Source organism: uncultured Aquimarina sp. (assembly GCF_947500065.1).
In the GTDB taxonomy this organism is placed as follows: domain Bacteria; phylum Bacteroidota; class Bacteroidia; order Flavobacteriales; family Flavobacteriaceae; genus Aquimarina.
In genome coordinates this window covers 62,781-77,831 of the sequence record NZ_CANMQT010000010.1, presented here as the reverse complement: position 1 = coordinate 77,831, position 15,051 = coordinate 62,781, and the positions used below count along the sequence as shown (strand labels likewise).

The following is a 15,051-nucleotide window of genomic DNA, read 5'->3' as shown; positions in this document are numbered from 1 at the left end:
ATGAAAAAACGATGAAAATAACACTCTACATATTAGCGCTATTTATTCTCACTATAATCTTATTATATCAGTTTGATATGGCGATTCTAGAACTGAAACCATTAAAGGATATAGATCTAAGTACATTATTGATTTCGTTTCCTATTTTATTGGCATTAGTGGAACGATTCAATGAACTTTTTGTAATCAAAAAAATTAATCAGGTTCAGGTTGTTCAGGATACTGAAAGCAAAACTCCCAAGAAAAACTTTAGACACACCACCCTAACATCATTTACAATAGGACTGCTTATTGCAATTGTTGGGTTTAGAGTTTTAGAAACATTCATGAATCCACCTTCAGAAACTCAATTATTCCAAAATGTAGCATTCAGAAGTCTGGATTGCATTCTTACAGCTTCTATTATAGCAGGAGGAACAGATGGATGGCACCAACTGGTTAGCTTAATCAGTGATATTACAAAAGCAAAACGTAAAGAAATTAAGGAGGATACGGCATGAGATTACAGAGAAAGAAAAAACCGAGAACTCAAACCCATGGAGAAAATGCTTTTATCCAACCAAAATTAAAAGTTGGGCAACCGGGAGATAAATATGAGGTTGAAGCAGATACAATGGCGGATAAAGTAGTGAATAAAACTTCATCTTCTTCTGAAGCTGCTATTCAGAAAAAAGGAGTTTCAGAAGAAGAAGTGCAACAAAAACCACTAGCGTCTTCAATTACTCCTTTGATACAAACCAGTATGTTTAAAGATAAAAACGAAGGAGCTGTTCAGAAGATGGAAGAGGAAGAGCCTGTTCAAGCGATGGAGGAGGAAGAACCAGTTCAGAAGATGGAGGAGGAAGAACCTGTTCAGAAAATGGAAGAAGAGGAACCTGTTCAGAAGATGGAGGAGGAAGAACCTGTTCAGAAAATGGAAGAAGAGGAACCTGTTCAGAAGATGGAAGAAGAAGAGCCTGTTCAAGCGATGGAGGAAGAGGAACCTGTTCAGAAGATGGAAGAAGAAGAACCTGTGCAGAAGCAGGAGGAAGAGGAAGTACAAACTAAATCTAACAATCCAAATCCAAACCCCTCAGCTTCTATTGAAACTAAACTTAAAAACAGAAAAGGTAAAGGAAATAACATACCTAGCACTACAAAAACTGACATGGAGACAGGTTTTGGAGCCGATTTTAGTAATGTAAATATTCATACGGATAGTGCAGCAGAACAAATGACAAATGAATTGGGAGCACAAGCCTTTACCCATGGAAATGATATATATTTTAATAAAGGAAAATTTAATCCAGATTCCGGAGAAGGGAAACACCTGTTAGCTCACGAACTTACACATACCATCCAACAAAAAGGTATGGTTCCTAATAAATTACAATTCACTATTGGAGATGGTAACGATCTAACATCAGCACGATTTTCAGGAAATAATGTGTTAGAAGCCTGTTTGGACAATGAACAAACCTTAAGAAAAGGAAATACAGGAGCAGCGGTATCTCTTATGCAACAAGGACTGGTAGATGCGGGTTTTCCACTCCCAAGATTTGGGGTTGATGGAATTTTTGGTAATGAAACAAGAACTGCTCTACAGAATTTTCAAAGAGCATCATCATTGGGTGCTGATGGAATTTTAGGACCAAGTTCGATGTCTGCGTTGGATAGTTTGTTCACTAAAGGAGTTCCTTCATTACCTCCGGTTACACCTGTAACACCAACTCCAACAACGCCTCCTGTAGTAACTACGGAGACCATTAAATCAGCACCTGACGGAACCGCAGATACTAGAACTACAGTAGGAGTTGGAGAACGAGTAAGATTTACCGCTACTACTGCTGGTACCTGGACAGTTTCTGAGGGTCATATAATAGGAATTAATAATGGAGCATCTATAGTATGGGAAGCTCCTGCGGTAGCGGCTTCTCCTACAATTACAATAACAACTCCTGGAGGAACTAAGGTAACGCCTTTTACAGTTGTACCACCTAATTCCTTGAACATGGTTGTGTCCAATCATCACCCTATTCCCGCTGGAACAGCTGGAGCTTGTATGATTCTTAATTTTTCCGTGAATCCATTAAATGTAAATTTAGGGAGAACACAGTGGTTAGAAGTTCCAGGACCAGCCACTAATGTTTCTGGTTATTTTAATCAGTTTAATGCAGCAACTATTTTTCATAACCCAACTGAGGATTTTTTACCGTTTAATGATAATAATGCAGGATTAAGAGATCATGCAGCCTGGCACGAGGTGCCACCCCCGTTTTCATTCGGAAGTTTTGAATGGGTAATCCCTAATCAATATAAGATAGATGGCGAATCAGATGCGCAAGGAAGAGTATTTACGAATATAGTACAAACCTTCTTTATGTTCCCAGGAGGAACAATGATGATAACCAAAGCAGGTACTGCTTCGGTATTACGGACAATAAATAATCTAGTAATATAAGATGGATGACGAACACTTTACCGTAGAATTAGTGACAAGTCCAGAGACGATAAGTTTACAAGATTTATCAACTTTTAAAATTGGATTGTTGATAATTAATAAAACGAATAAACCTATTCATTTTGATGTTTCAAAAACCAAATTATTTGTTGATGATAGGAGAAGTTTTTCCTGGGATTTAGCAGTACAAAATGGAGCTATAATTAACCTTAAAGTAAACTCAAAAAAAACAGAAATTGTGGATTGGCCTCTAGGAAAGGCTTTGTTTTCGGAAGAAGGAACCTATGTACTACGATTAGAGTGGAAAGAAAGTATTCAAAATAAAACTATTGTCATTTTATAAAATTGAAAGCGTACAAGGCATAAAATATTAAATAATGAAAACAATACTAAACGATTTACATCTATACGAACTAGTACTTTTGTTTTTAGGGATATTCTTATTCTTGATCTTAAGTGCAGGCTTACTGTATTATATCATTAAAAAAGAGGAAATAAAGAAGTTGCTTTTGTTTTTTCCGATACCAATTTTGATGATAGGGTATCCTAGTGTTAAAGAGGTTACTATTTCAAGTGATAAAATTGCATTTTCAAAATATCAGGAAGAATACATTCTAAACCCAAATGATACGGTTACAAAACAAAAACTGGAAGAACTCACAGTAAAATTAGAAGAAAGAGCACATACACCAGAAGATATCATACAGATCAGTAAAGCAAAATTATTGTTGGGTAATACTACAGAAGCAATTGAGTATGCAGATAAAGCCATAGAAATTGAAAAAGAGAGATCAGCATCAGTTGATGAAACATCTACAGAGGATTCAGAAGATGGTGATAATACTTCTGCTCAATCCCCCAAAGTTACAAATCAAGCAATTCAGTTAAAACAGCTAGCACAAATTCAGAATATAGAGAGCCAGAGTATGGATACAGCTGCTTTAAAAGCTAGGATAAAAAATGTCAAAGTAGATGATGAATTGATAAGCACTAAGAACATAGTCAAACGAAAAACTCTAGAGAAGATACAAAAACAATAATCGACACTAAATGTAATAGAAAGTAATGTTTAGAACAGCTACTGCAAATACAACCAATACTACATCAAACAACTCATTACTTTTTCTAAATGGTAAAGGAGACAGTTCCTTTATTCAACCTAAATTAAATATAGGTAAACCTGGGGATAAATACGAAGTAGAAGCGGATCGTGTGGCGGATACAATCGTATCAAAAGGAAAAGAACAGCCAAGTGCTTTTTTTGATGCAACTTCTGGTGTTCAAACACAGAAAGAAGATGTTCAGAAGTCAGAGGAAAAAGAAAACATAATTCAGGAGAAACCACTTGTAGAAAATATCACACCATTAATTCAGAAACAATCTGAAGAAATACCGATACAGGAAAAAGAAGAACAAGAAGAAGTTCAAAAACAGTCTGAAGAGGAAATTCAAAAGCAAGAAATACCTGAAGAGACTCAAATTCAAGAAAAAACGGTTGAAGAAAATAATACGCCTTTAGTTCAGCAGCAAACCGAAGAAGACCCGATACAAGAAAAAGAAGAACAGGAAGAAATACAGCAAAAACCTGAAGAAGAAATACAACAAAAGGTTGAAGATGAAGTCCAGAAACAGGAAATAATACCCGAACCTCCTGCTCCGGAAGTTATAGAAAGTAATAGTACAGTTCCGGATGTTCAAAATGTAGAAGAAGAAGTTCAGGAAAAAGAAGAAGAGGAAGAAGAAGAACAGCTCCAAGAAAAAAAGTTTGTACAAAAAGTAGAAGAACCTGATGGAAATACAGCATCAGAAACTTCTTCGATAGAATCACAACTAAATAGTACTAGCGGAGGATCATCATTGCCAAAAGATACCCAATCCCAAATGGAATCTGGTTTTGGAACCGATTTTAGCAATGTACGTATACATACAGACTCTAGCGCGGTGCAGATGAATAAAGATTTAGGAGCACAAGCCTTCACCCATGGAAACGATATTTATTTTAATGAAGGAAAATACGATACTTCTTCTGATTCAGGGAATCATCTATTAGCGCACGAATTAACACACACTGTCCAGCAAGGAGCTTCTATACAGCCAAAAATGATCCAGAAGGCTGATGATGATTCGGCATATGACAAAGATAATTTTACTATTAGTTTTAAAGGAATGAATATTAATATCAATATTCCTCCTAGTGGAGATACAATTCGTATTGATAAACTACCGATGGGAGCTTATAAGACAGCATTGCACAATAAGAAAAGACCGTTTACTAGACCAAAAGGATATAAAAGGGATGCTTCTGAAGAAAACAATAATCAACGAGAATTATGGATGAATGCATTGTCTAATACTTCCGCAATTACTGATTTTGTGTCTAAGAAAATACAGACAGAATATAGAGAACTTCCTAAGAATAATAAAATATATGTATTTAAAGTACCTGGAGGAAAAGGAAAAAATAATAGGAGAATAATAGGTGCGCCGAATCAAATTCATAGAGAATTTACATTACCATCCTGGAGAATAAATGGTTCAAGTAGATGGTTTCAGGTAGATCATATGCAAGAATTACAGTTAGGAGGAGAAAATAATATTAATAATTTCAACTTACTTAATGAAGATTCTAATAGAAGTTATGGATATAGTATTAATAGACATTTAACATCTATTGCCAAGAGAATATCAGATCACGAAAAAGATAACCCAGAAGGAATACGATCCACCTTATCTAATGCAGATAAAGTAAAACAAAATTGGGCGTTACAATTTTTAAATGCAGTTGATGATCCTCAATCAAAAGCAAGTAGTAATCCTAGTCACTGGAATTATAGTCAGATACTTGGTGGAGAACATCTCAAAATTGGTAAAAAGATTGAGTTAGAAACGATAAATAGTTTAGGAGATGCATCAAAAGTATTTGTATTCCCCTTTGAAAATGGAGGAGTAGGAAAAAGATTTAAAAATAACGAGTCAGTAATTAAAAGTGAAAAAATGTGGTTGAATCCATGGTTAATCACATCCAAGACTTTCAATACTGAGGAAGGAACTGAAAATAGTGGGGTATTAGGTTCATTTAATTTTGAGTTAAAGGAAAATGAAGTGGCTGATGCAACAGATGCAACGCCAATTCAGGTTAATAGATACAGAGGTGCTAGGTATGCAGGCTTCTTAGACGTAAATAGATTTTTCCTTTCCCAATATAATTGGCAAGGATTTGGAATTAAAAAATTTAGCCCCGTTACTTTTGAGCGAGCAATTATGGATCCGCAAAGAGGATTAGTAATTCGAGGTAAAGTTAACCCTACTTTATCCTTAATAGAAGGCACAACTTTGGATTTAGAAGTAGCTTCGGGCGATATTAGCGTTAGTAAAATTTTTGATACTGGAAGTTTTAGCTTCCCATCACCTTTTGAGATAAATGATTCATCATTAGAGTTATCCTTATCTATTAAGAAAGGATTAAAAGTTAAAGGAAAAGTAGATTTTGGTATTAATCAAGTTGGGGAAGGTAGTATTAGCGCTGTAGCTTCTAAGGCAGGAGGTTTGGAACTTACTGGAACGTTTAATTTTGATTCTAAACTCTTTGATCCTGCTGAAATTAAAGTAGCATATAAAGATAATATCTGGACAATTGGTGGAGAAATTGGTATTCCCGAAGGAAAAGTTCCTGGAGTAGAAAAAGCAACGCTTACTGTTAGTTATAGTGAAAATAACTTTGCAGCAGAAGGAGAAGCTGATTTAGATGTTCCAGGAGTAGATAGTAGTAGGTTAGGAGTGAAATATGGAGAAAATGGATTCTCTGTAGAAGGCGAATTTGCTTTGAATTCTGATTTACCAGGAATAAAGAGTGGAAATGTAAAAGCTAAAATTGCCAAAAAAGAAGGGGCTGAAGATTATGATATTTTCGTGTCCGGTAAAGCCAAACCAGATATTCCTGGGATTGATTCTGAAATTGATATTACCTATGATAATGGTGCTTTATTAATACAGGGAAAAACAAAGGTTAAACTAGAAAAAAGTAAAGCCGATGGTGAAGTTACTATAGGAATAACAAATCAGGTAATAGGAGCGGATAATAAACCTACAGGAGAAATATCAGAGTCTTGGAGCGTTTTTGGAAGTGGTGATGTTTCATTCGTATTAACCAAAGGAATTGTAGCAAAAGCAAAAGTAGTACTTCAACCTAATGGAGATATTTTAGTTTCTGGAGGAGTTGAACTTGACCGCTCTGATAAGAAACCAAAAGAAAAGACATTTGACAAGAATTTGTTTAAGATTGGTCCTCCAGACATCATTTTGTTTGCTTTACCAATTGGAGTTTCTTTGACTCTAGGAATAGAAGGTAGAGCAGATATATATGCTTCTTTTATACCTCCATATTTTAAAGAGCTTCAACTTAGTTTTGACAATTTTAATCTTACCAAACCTGAAGAGAATACCGAAATAGCTGGTAAGATTATAGTAGCAATGTCTGGTAAAGGAGGCGTGAAATTGAGTTTAACACTAAGTGCTACATTAAGTGCATTAATAGCCAAGGTTACAGGGTCATTAATCGGTAGTATAGGACTAGAGGTTAATGCTGAGGCTTTGGCAGAATTAGGAGCTAAATGGTCTAATGAAAATGGTTTAGAAATAGAAAAAGGAGAAATATCTCTGGAAGCAGATGCTCAGTTTTTAGCAGAGTTAAAAGGAAAAATAAGAGTATATCTGGATCTATGGTTAGCGGAAATAGATATATGGGAAGAAGAACTCGAAATAGCCAAAGTAAAATTTGGAGACTCACTAAAAGTAGGATTTAAACTTCCTCTTTCTACAGAAAATGGCGAATTAAAAGCAGGTGAAATCAACAAAGACTCATTTACATATCCTGATGTCAGTAGTGACAGTGAGCAACAGAAAATAGTCGAGCAAGGAGCAAAGCAAGATGAAAAAGTAAAAGAACCACCACCTCCCTCCAAAGAAGAAGCAGTAGCTGCAGTGAGAAAATTGGATGCAGGACCTGTAGATTTTTTCAATGCACTTACTATGGACGCTGATCAGGCAAGAGTACTTGTTACTTTTAATTGGATTACTAGAGACACCTATATCCTTTGGCTAAAACTTAATCACCCCAAGATAGATTGGAGTCAACCGACTGCTGTTGGAAGAAAAAAAGATGAAGCAGATTTTGAAAGCTTTAAAGGTGAAATTAAAGGAATGCCACAAGGTTTTTTCCGAATAGCGAGAGTTGCTAACTTCAAAGAAGATCACTATTTGTTTACAAAATCAAAGAAAAATGAAATAAACCAATTAATGACACCTGAAGAAGAACTTGTTTAATATAGATATACATGCGATTACACTAGAAATGATTTTGGCAAAAAAATAAGTAAAATGTTTAAAGCGGCAACCGCAAATACTACCAATGCTAAGTCTAGCAATTCCTCTCTTTTTCAAAAGGAGAAAGGAGATGGTGCCTTTATACAGCCTAAGTTAAATATAGGTAAACCAGGAGATAAGTATGAAGTAGAGGCAGATAAGGTTGCTGATACCGTAGTTGCTAAAGGAAATGATCAAAACAATTCTTTTTTTAGTCCAGCACCACTTGTACAAAAACAGTCGGAAGAAGAGGTTCAAAAACAAGAAGTAACGGAAAAAGAGGTTCAGCAAAAACCCTTAGTAGAACATATAAGTCCACTGGTGCAACGACAACCTGAAGAGGAAGCAGTACAACAAAAAGAAGAGCAGGAAGAAATTCAAAAACAACCAGAAGAAGAAGTTCAGAAGAAGGAAACGATTGAGAAAACAACAATTCAAGAAAAATCAGAAAGTTCTTCTGTAGTTTCCGAAATACAAAAACAGGAAGAAGAAGTTCAAGAAAAAGAGGAGGAAGAGGAAGAAGTACAATCAATTCAAACCAAAATCAATACTGCTGTCAGTTCGAGCGGAGTCGAGAACTCATCTATAGAATCTCGTTTAAATAGTTCTAAAGGAGGAGGATCGCCATTATCAAAAGACACCAAATCTGAAATGGAATCAGGATTTGGTACTGATTTTAGTAACGTTAGAGTACATACAGATTCCAATGCCCAACAAATGAGCCAGGATATGGGAGCTCAGGCATTCACACACGGAAATGATATTTATTTTAATGAAGGAAAATTCGATTCATCTTCCAATTCTGGGAAACATTTATTGGCGCATGAATTAACGCATACAGTACAACAAGGAGCGTCTACGGTTAGAAAAAAGTCGGTAGAAGTTACATCAGCTCCCAAGATGATTCAAGGATCATTCTTAGATTGGATACCGGATTGGATCCTTGATAATGCACGCAATATACCGGGTTATTTATTGTTTACGGTGATTATACAATACGATCCTTTGCGAGGACAACGAGTAGAGCCGACACCAACAAATCTGCTTCGAGGTCTTATAGGATTAGTTCCTTTTGGAGTAGCAATATTTGATAAGCTTCAGGAATATGGAGTCTTACAAAGAGTATTCGATTGGGTGACCGGAAGATTAAGCGAATTGAATCTCACAACGCAAGGATTATTAAATCTGGTCGAAGAAACTTGGGAGAATAACTCTGTAACCTCATTCATTGGAGCTCTAAGAGAAGAATTTAGTAATCTTATTGATAGAATTACAACATTTGCAAGTTCACTGGTTGATCAAATTATTGACTGGATAAAAGAAGCGCTGATTGATGTGGCAGAACCTATTTTAGAAGAAAATAGAGCTTGGTCATTAATTAAAAAGATCATACACTACGATCCACTTAGAGATGAAGAAGTAACAGCTACTACGGTAGAAATTCTGGAGGATTTCTTAATGCTTATTGGTAAAGAAACCGAGTTGGAGCAAATGCGGGAGCGCGGAACCTTACAAGAAACTGCCGATTGGCTAGATACTCAGGTAGGAACCTTTATGTCCTTGTTAGGAGAACTAAGAGGTCTAATAAATGCAGCTTGGGAGGCAATTCGTCCTGCTAACCTAACGGAGATAGCGGCAAATTTAACGGCATTATCAGGTCGTGTAACTGGTTTCTTAGAAAGAGTATGGGCATTTGCATTGACTGTGGCTATCGAAGTACTGAAAATTATTAAGAAAGCATTACTCGGCTGGCTTTCTTCCGTCGCAAACGAAACCAGAGGATTCTCTCTTGTAAAAGTGATTATCGGCAAAGATCCTTTTACGGATGAAAATGTACCGAGAACTGTCCCTAATCTTATCCGAGGTTTTATGAGCCTTATGGATGGAGGAGAAGCACAATATGCCCAAATGGTTGAGACTGGAGCGATCGCAAGGATAGTAGGAGAAATTGAAGCTGCAGTAGAAACACTGAATATGACTCCGCAATCTATTGTGCAGTTGTTTGTGGATCTCTGGAATTCTTTTTCTATCGATGATCTTCTCAATCCTATAGATGCGTTCATTAGAATTATAGAAAGATTTGGTGAACCTATTGGTAGATTAATTGCTTTTGTAGCAGAAATAGTTCGAATAGTGATTGTCGCGATTTTGGAAATCATGAATTTCCCTTTCGAGTTAATCGGAAATATTATTACTCGATCGCTTCAAGCTATGGAAGACATCAAACGAGATCCAATAGGCTTCCTGAAAAACATACTAAGAGCTATCAAAGAAGGTTTTGTGAAATTCTTTGATAATATAGTAACTCATTTGATCAATGGAGTGATGGGTTGGTTGATGCGAGAATTGAGAGATGCAGGTATTCCTGAACTGACAGACTTCTCTTTACAAGGAGTGATTAGTTGGGTTTTAGAAGTATTAGGGCTTTCTATGGAAAGGATCTGGGAAAAACTTGCGGAACATCCACGTATAGGACCAGAAAGAGTTGCTAGAATACGAGGTGCTATTAATACATTAGAAGGTATCTGGACATTTATCAAAGATGTACAGGAACGAGGTATCGCAGCGATCTGGGACAAAATTCAGGAACAACTTAGTAACCTATGGAATGTTGTAATAGATGCGGTGAAAAACTTCGTAATGACCCGTATCATTACACAAATTACAGCCAGATTATTGAGTATGTTGGATCCAACAGGTATTATGGCGGTAGTTAATGGTGCGATGGCTTTCTTCAGTGCGGTTCAGAGTTTTATACAGTATCTGCGCGAGATGCTAGAAGTTATCAACTCATTTGTGAATGGTGTAGCCGATATAGCACAAGGAAATGTAGCAACAGCAGCAGATTATCTCGAACGAACTATGGGACAATCCATGCCAGTAGTCATTGGATTCCTTGCTAATCAAGTGGGATTAGGAGGAATAGGAGCTAGAATAGCAGAGATTATTGGTTCGGTAAGAGCATTGATTGATGAAGCGCTAACATGGTTGGTGAACAAAGCTGTAGATACAGGTATGGCTTTACTTGATCGAGTGATGGCAGCAGGAGCTAGTGCTAGAGATGCAGTTTTAGGATGGTTAGGACTGAGAAAAAGATTTACTACCGAAGGAGAAACACATAATATCTTTTTAAGAGGCTCTGCCAGAAATGTCCAACTATGGGTAGCGAGTGATGAAATGCCTTTTACAACCTTACTTTCTAATAAGCAAACAGAAATTAATGAAATGAATAGTGGAGCTTCGAAAACAAGAAAACAGGAAGCTTATAATAATGCATCAAGTATCTACAATAATGATATAGTTAGAATTACTAATTTATTATCTACAGATAATTTAGCGGAGGAAAGAAAGAATGAATTAGAAACTGAATTAAATTCAAAATTTGATGAAATTGTTCCCTATTTAGTTATTTTAGGAGTTGGAGGAGCTAGAGGAAGATTACCGAATACAGCCGTGACAATTGGTGGAAGCGGAGGAAGGGCTAGTTTTTCTGAGGCAGACCCATTAACAAAGAATGGAAGCAGAAAACCTCCAAGAGTCACCGCTCAACCAGATGGATGGGCAAACCATATAAAGACTATAGCAAATTATAGTGACATTTATGTAAGATTACATCTTTTACATTTTGATCTAGGAGGTCCAGGAGGAGATACAGGTAATGTAACACCTGGAAGAAAAACCGAAAACACAAATATGTATAATCAAGCAGAAAGTAATGCTGTAGATTTAGTTCATAATCAAAATAGAGTTTTATGGTATCGTGCTGAAGTTACCGGATATAGATCTGATGCCGGGTTTACGGATTTTGCTCAAGCAATAAGAGTAACTTATGGATTTAAGGAAAAGAACGATGCAGGGGAATGGGAAAGAGTAGGAGATGTACTTTATGATAATGTATTTCCAGTTAGTAAACCAGACCCAATGGGATCTAATAATCCAATACCTTCGATTAATAATGCACCCTTTGGTCATTGGGATTCAGAATTAAAAAATATACCAGGTGCACCAACAAGAGCTCTTTATAGAGAATGGGTAACTAATAGAGGAGTTAGTAATTATAGAACATGGACGGAATTTATTAATTCTACAGCTTTTATAAATGCCGATGCAAGATATAATGGTTCATTAGAAAGTTGGTTTAGAGCTGCTGTGGGAGCAGGTAAATTAAGAGCATTTTAGAGGTTGTATTATGAGTAATTATTTAAAAAAGATAAAAGGATTGATAGCCGAACTGAGTAGTTTATCCTCTATTTCAGATGTTGTTTTTGAAAAAGGAATAGGTATTTCCTCCGAGGATTTTATGGATTATTCTAAAGAATACGAATTAGCAATACCGGATGAGGTTAAAGGTTTTTATTCTGAATTTGATGGTTTTAAATTGATATGGAATTATAGGACTAATGAATTAAATGCAGCAAATACGTTGATAGAAGAAAATGTAGAAATTCTTTCTTTTTATAATATGTTCAAAGGATATGATGGGAGGTCTTGGGAAAACGAAATATGGGATGAACAAACACCGATGAATGATCTTTCATTATATAAGAGGTTGAAAATTTTGGATTATTTTGAAAAAGATAATGTTCATTGCGTGTGTATTGAAATTTCTAAAGAAAATGTTTTAACTACTAAATTATGGTTATTTCGTCAAGGATATAAACCTATCCCAATGACTATAGATGTCACACAATATATTGATAAATTATGTTTTACGAAAGGTTTTTGGGGTTGGCAATACTACTTCACAAATGTAGATTTTAGCTCGTCAGAATTTGAAGGAATAAAACTAGATATTCAAAATTCAATGGCTTTTTATTCAAAGTTTTTTCCGGAGATTCTGATACTAGAATCAAAAAAATAAACTTAGACTTAAAAGTAATTTTTTCATATAGATATAGGTTGAGGTCATAAAACTATTTCTGTTGTTAGTATAACACTTCTGAATATGTGTTTTCTATTCATTAATAGCGCAGTTTGTAGGAAAAAACCCCTAAAAAGATGAGTCTTTTACCTCATGAAAAACTAGTTAAATAAGGTTAACTTTATGTTTTTAAATAAGATAGGGTTATGAAAAAAACAGCATATCAGAAGGAACTCGTTATTAAAGCTACTCAGAAAAGAAGAGGAACTGAAAACAACAAAAAGGATGTAATGAAAATTCAATCCTGGTTAACACTGTTTTCTATCAGGAATCCAAGTAGTGGCACAGCAACGGGAATTGATGGAGATTTCGGCCCTGCTACAGAAAGATCCGTAAAGAACTTCCAGAGTTTTAATAACCTAACAAAAACTGGTATTGTTGATCAAGAATTATTTAATACACTCTCTTTTGGTTTGAAAGAAGCTTTTGAAAAACCTTTAATAAGTAATAATTTAAGAGATTTGATGGTTGAAGTATCAGAAAATCATTTACAGCAACACCCTTTTGAACTTGAAATACAGGGACAATCCAATAGTGGTCCTTGGGTAAGAAGTTATATGGATGGTCATGATGGATCTCCTTGGTTTTGGTGTATGGGTTTTGCACAAGCTATACTAGATCAAGCCGCAAGCGCGTTGGGGAAAAATTTCAAAAAACTGATGCCGCTTACCTATAGTTGCGATACAGTAGGCAACACAGGCTTGGAGAAGGAATTGTTATCCAGATTTAGTAAAATAAGAAAAGATCCTTCTGTCATAAAACAAGGAGATATATTTCTAATTCAAAAATCACGTTTAGATTGGACGCATACTGGTGTGATAACAGCAATAGAGGGAGATGTTATCGAAACTATAGAAGGGAATACCAATCACCAAGGTTCTAGAAATGGGGTAGCGGTTATGAAAAGAACCAGAAGTTTTAGAAGATCTAAAATAGATGTGTTTTCTATTGAACCATTAGTATAAAAAGATGAAAAAAGCATTAGCTCAGAATACAATTCATTTCGATAGTAAATTATCATTTTTAAGAGAAGTGATTGAGTATCGTTTAAAAGATAATTACACTAGTGAAATACCTGTTTTTCCAAAATTTGATACTATTGTATCGGATAACTCGTTATTTTCAACATTTGTCAGAAAAAAACAGTTATCATTAGAAGAAGTAATCACTTTATTACTAGCTATTGTTCCTCATATTTCACCTAATTTTTTTACAACGATCATCTCTGATTTTTTACCTAATGGAGGAGAATTACCAGAATTTGGAGGAGTTAAAGGCAAAAATCATAGAGGAATTATACCAACCGGAGAAACAGTACAGTTTATTATAGGAGGAAATAATATTCAGAAAAGAATTCAGTTGACCGAAATGTTTTATGAGGATCATCTTTTTAGGAGAGAAGGTGTATTGTATTTAGATATGATACCGACAGGGGAACCTAGAATGAGCGGACGTTTGACGATGGATGAAGAATACATAGAATTATTTACTACGGGTAAAATATTGAAACCTACCATGAGTAAGGATTTCCCAGCAGAACGAATAGATACCGAATTGGACTGGGATGATCTGGTACTTCAGAGTAAAACATTACAGCAGATAAAGGAGATCGAAACCTGGTTGAACTATAATGATATTGTATTGAATGACTGGAATATGAAATCTAGAATCAAACCTGGATATCGTATTCTTTTTTCAGGTCCTCCAGGAACCGGAAAAACACTTACTGCTACCTTGTTAGGAAAATTCACAGGTAAAGATGTATATCGCATTGATTTATCTATGATTGTATCAAAATATATAGGTGAAACCGAAAAAAACTTATCCAAACTATTTGACAAAGCAAAAAACAAATCTTGGATTTTGTTTTTTGATGAAGCAGATGCTATTTTTGGAAAACGTACTAATGTGAGGGACGCTCATGATAAGTATGCCAATCAAGAAGTATCATATCTGTTACAACGTATTGAAGCACATCCAGGACTGGTTATTTTAGCTTCAAATTTCAAAAATAATATTGATACAGCATTTACCCGTAGGTTTCAATCCATTATAGAATTCGAAAACCCATCGTATAAAGAAAGGCTATCACTTTGGAAGAAAAACTTACCTGATAAAATAGCATTGGACAAGAGTGTTTCTTTGGAGGAAGTCTCAAAAAAGTATGCGCTAACCGGAGCGAATATTATTAATATAGTACAATATATTTGTCTTAAAACGATAGCATCTAAACATGAATCAATTCTTCTTGAAACTATGTTAGAAGGTATTAAAAAAGAATACCTTAAAGAGGGTAAAATGGTTACCATATAATCCGAATTTAAGAGGT

At 35.4% G+C, this 15,051-nt stretch carries 9 protein-coding genes; all 9 read left to right on the top strand.

Translation table 11 applies throughout. From position 1 onward, the window contains the following. Window positions 1–11 precede the first annotated feature (11 nt). A complete protein-coding gene (locus tag Q0975_RS22695; protein ID WP_299441123.1) occupies window positions 12–500 on the top strand; it encodes a hypothetical protein in 489 nt (162 codons plus the stop codon). Beyond that, window positions 497–2,440: a DUF4157 domain-containing protein gene (locus Q0975_RS22690; protein ID WP_299441120.1), complete on the top strand. Its 1,944-nt coding sequence runs from the start codon at window positions 497–499 to the stop codon at window positions 2,438–2,440. Before Q0975_RS22695 ends, Q0975_RS22690 begins: the two co-directional genes overlap by 4 nt. Before the next feature lies 1 nt (window position 2,441). Further along, complete coding sequence (locus tag Q0975_RS22685; RefSeq protein WP_299441117.1) at window positions 2,442–2,783, top strand: hypothetical protein; 342 nt, start codon at window positions 2,442–2,444, stop codon at window positions 2,781–2,783. Window positions 2,784–2,817: 34 nt separating this feature from the next. After that, entirely contained in the window at window positions 2,818–3,480 is a 663-nt protein-coding gene (locus tag Q0975_RS22680; RefSeq protein WP_299441115.1) for a hypothetical protein, read from the top strand. Between the two features lie 25 nt (window positions 3,481–3,505). Beyond that, the gene (locus Q0975_RS22675) at window positions 3,506–7,762 is read left to right on the top strand and encodes a DUF4157 domain-containing protein (RefSeq protein WP_299441112.1); all 4,257 of its coding nucleotides are present in this window, start codon (window positions 3,506–3,508) and stop codon (window positions 7,760–7,762) included. Window positions 7,763–7,816: 54 nt separating this feature from the next. Continuing rightward, window positions 7,817–11,980, top strand: a complete 4,164-nt coding sequence (locus Q0975_RS22670) for a DUF4157 domain-containing protein (RefSeq protein ID WP_299441109.1) — start codon at window positions 7,817–7,819, stop codon at window positions 11,978–11,980. A 10-nt stretch (window positions 11,981–11,990) separates the two neighbouring features. Beyond that, window positions 11,991–12,662 (top strand): hypothetical protein, encoded by a 672-nt coding sequence (locus tag Q0975_RS22665; protein WP_299441106.1) that lies wholly within the window; start codon window positions 11,991–11,993, stop codon window positions 12,660–12,662. A 206-nt stretch (window positions 12,663–12,868) separates the two neighbouring features. After that, the gene (locus Q0975_RS22660; protein WP_299441103.1) at window positions 12,869–13,687 is read left to right on the top strand and encodes a peptidoglycan-binding domain-containing protein; all 819 of its coding nucleotides are present in this window, start codon (window positions 12,869–12,871) and stop codon (window positions 13,685–13,687) included. A gap of 4 nt (window positions 13,688–13,691) precedes the next feature. Continuing rightward, entirely contained in the window at window positions 13,692–15,035 is a 1,344-nt protein-coding gene (locus Q0975_RS22655) for an ATP-binding protein (RefSeq protein ID WP_299441100.1), read from the top strand. Window positions 15,036–15,051 lie beyond the last annotated feature (16 nt).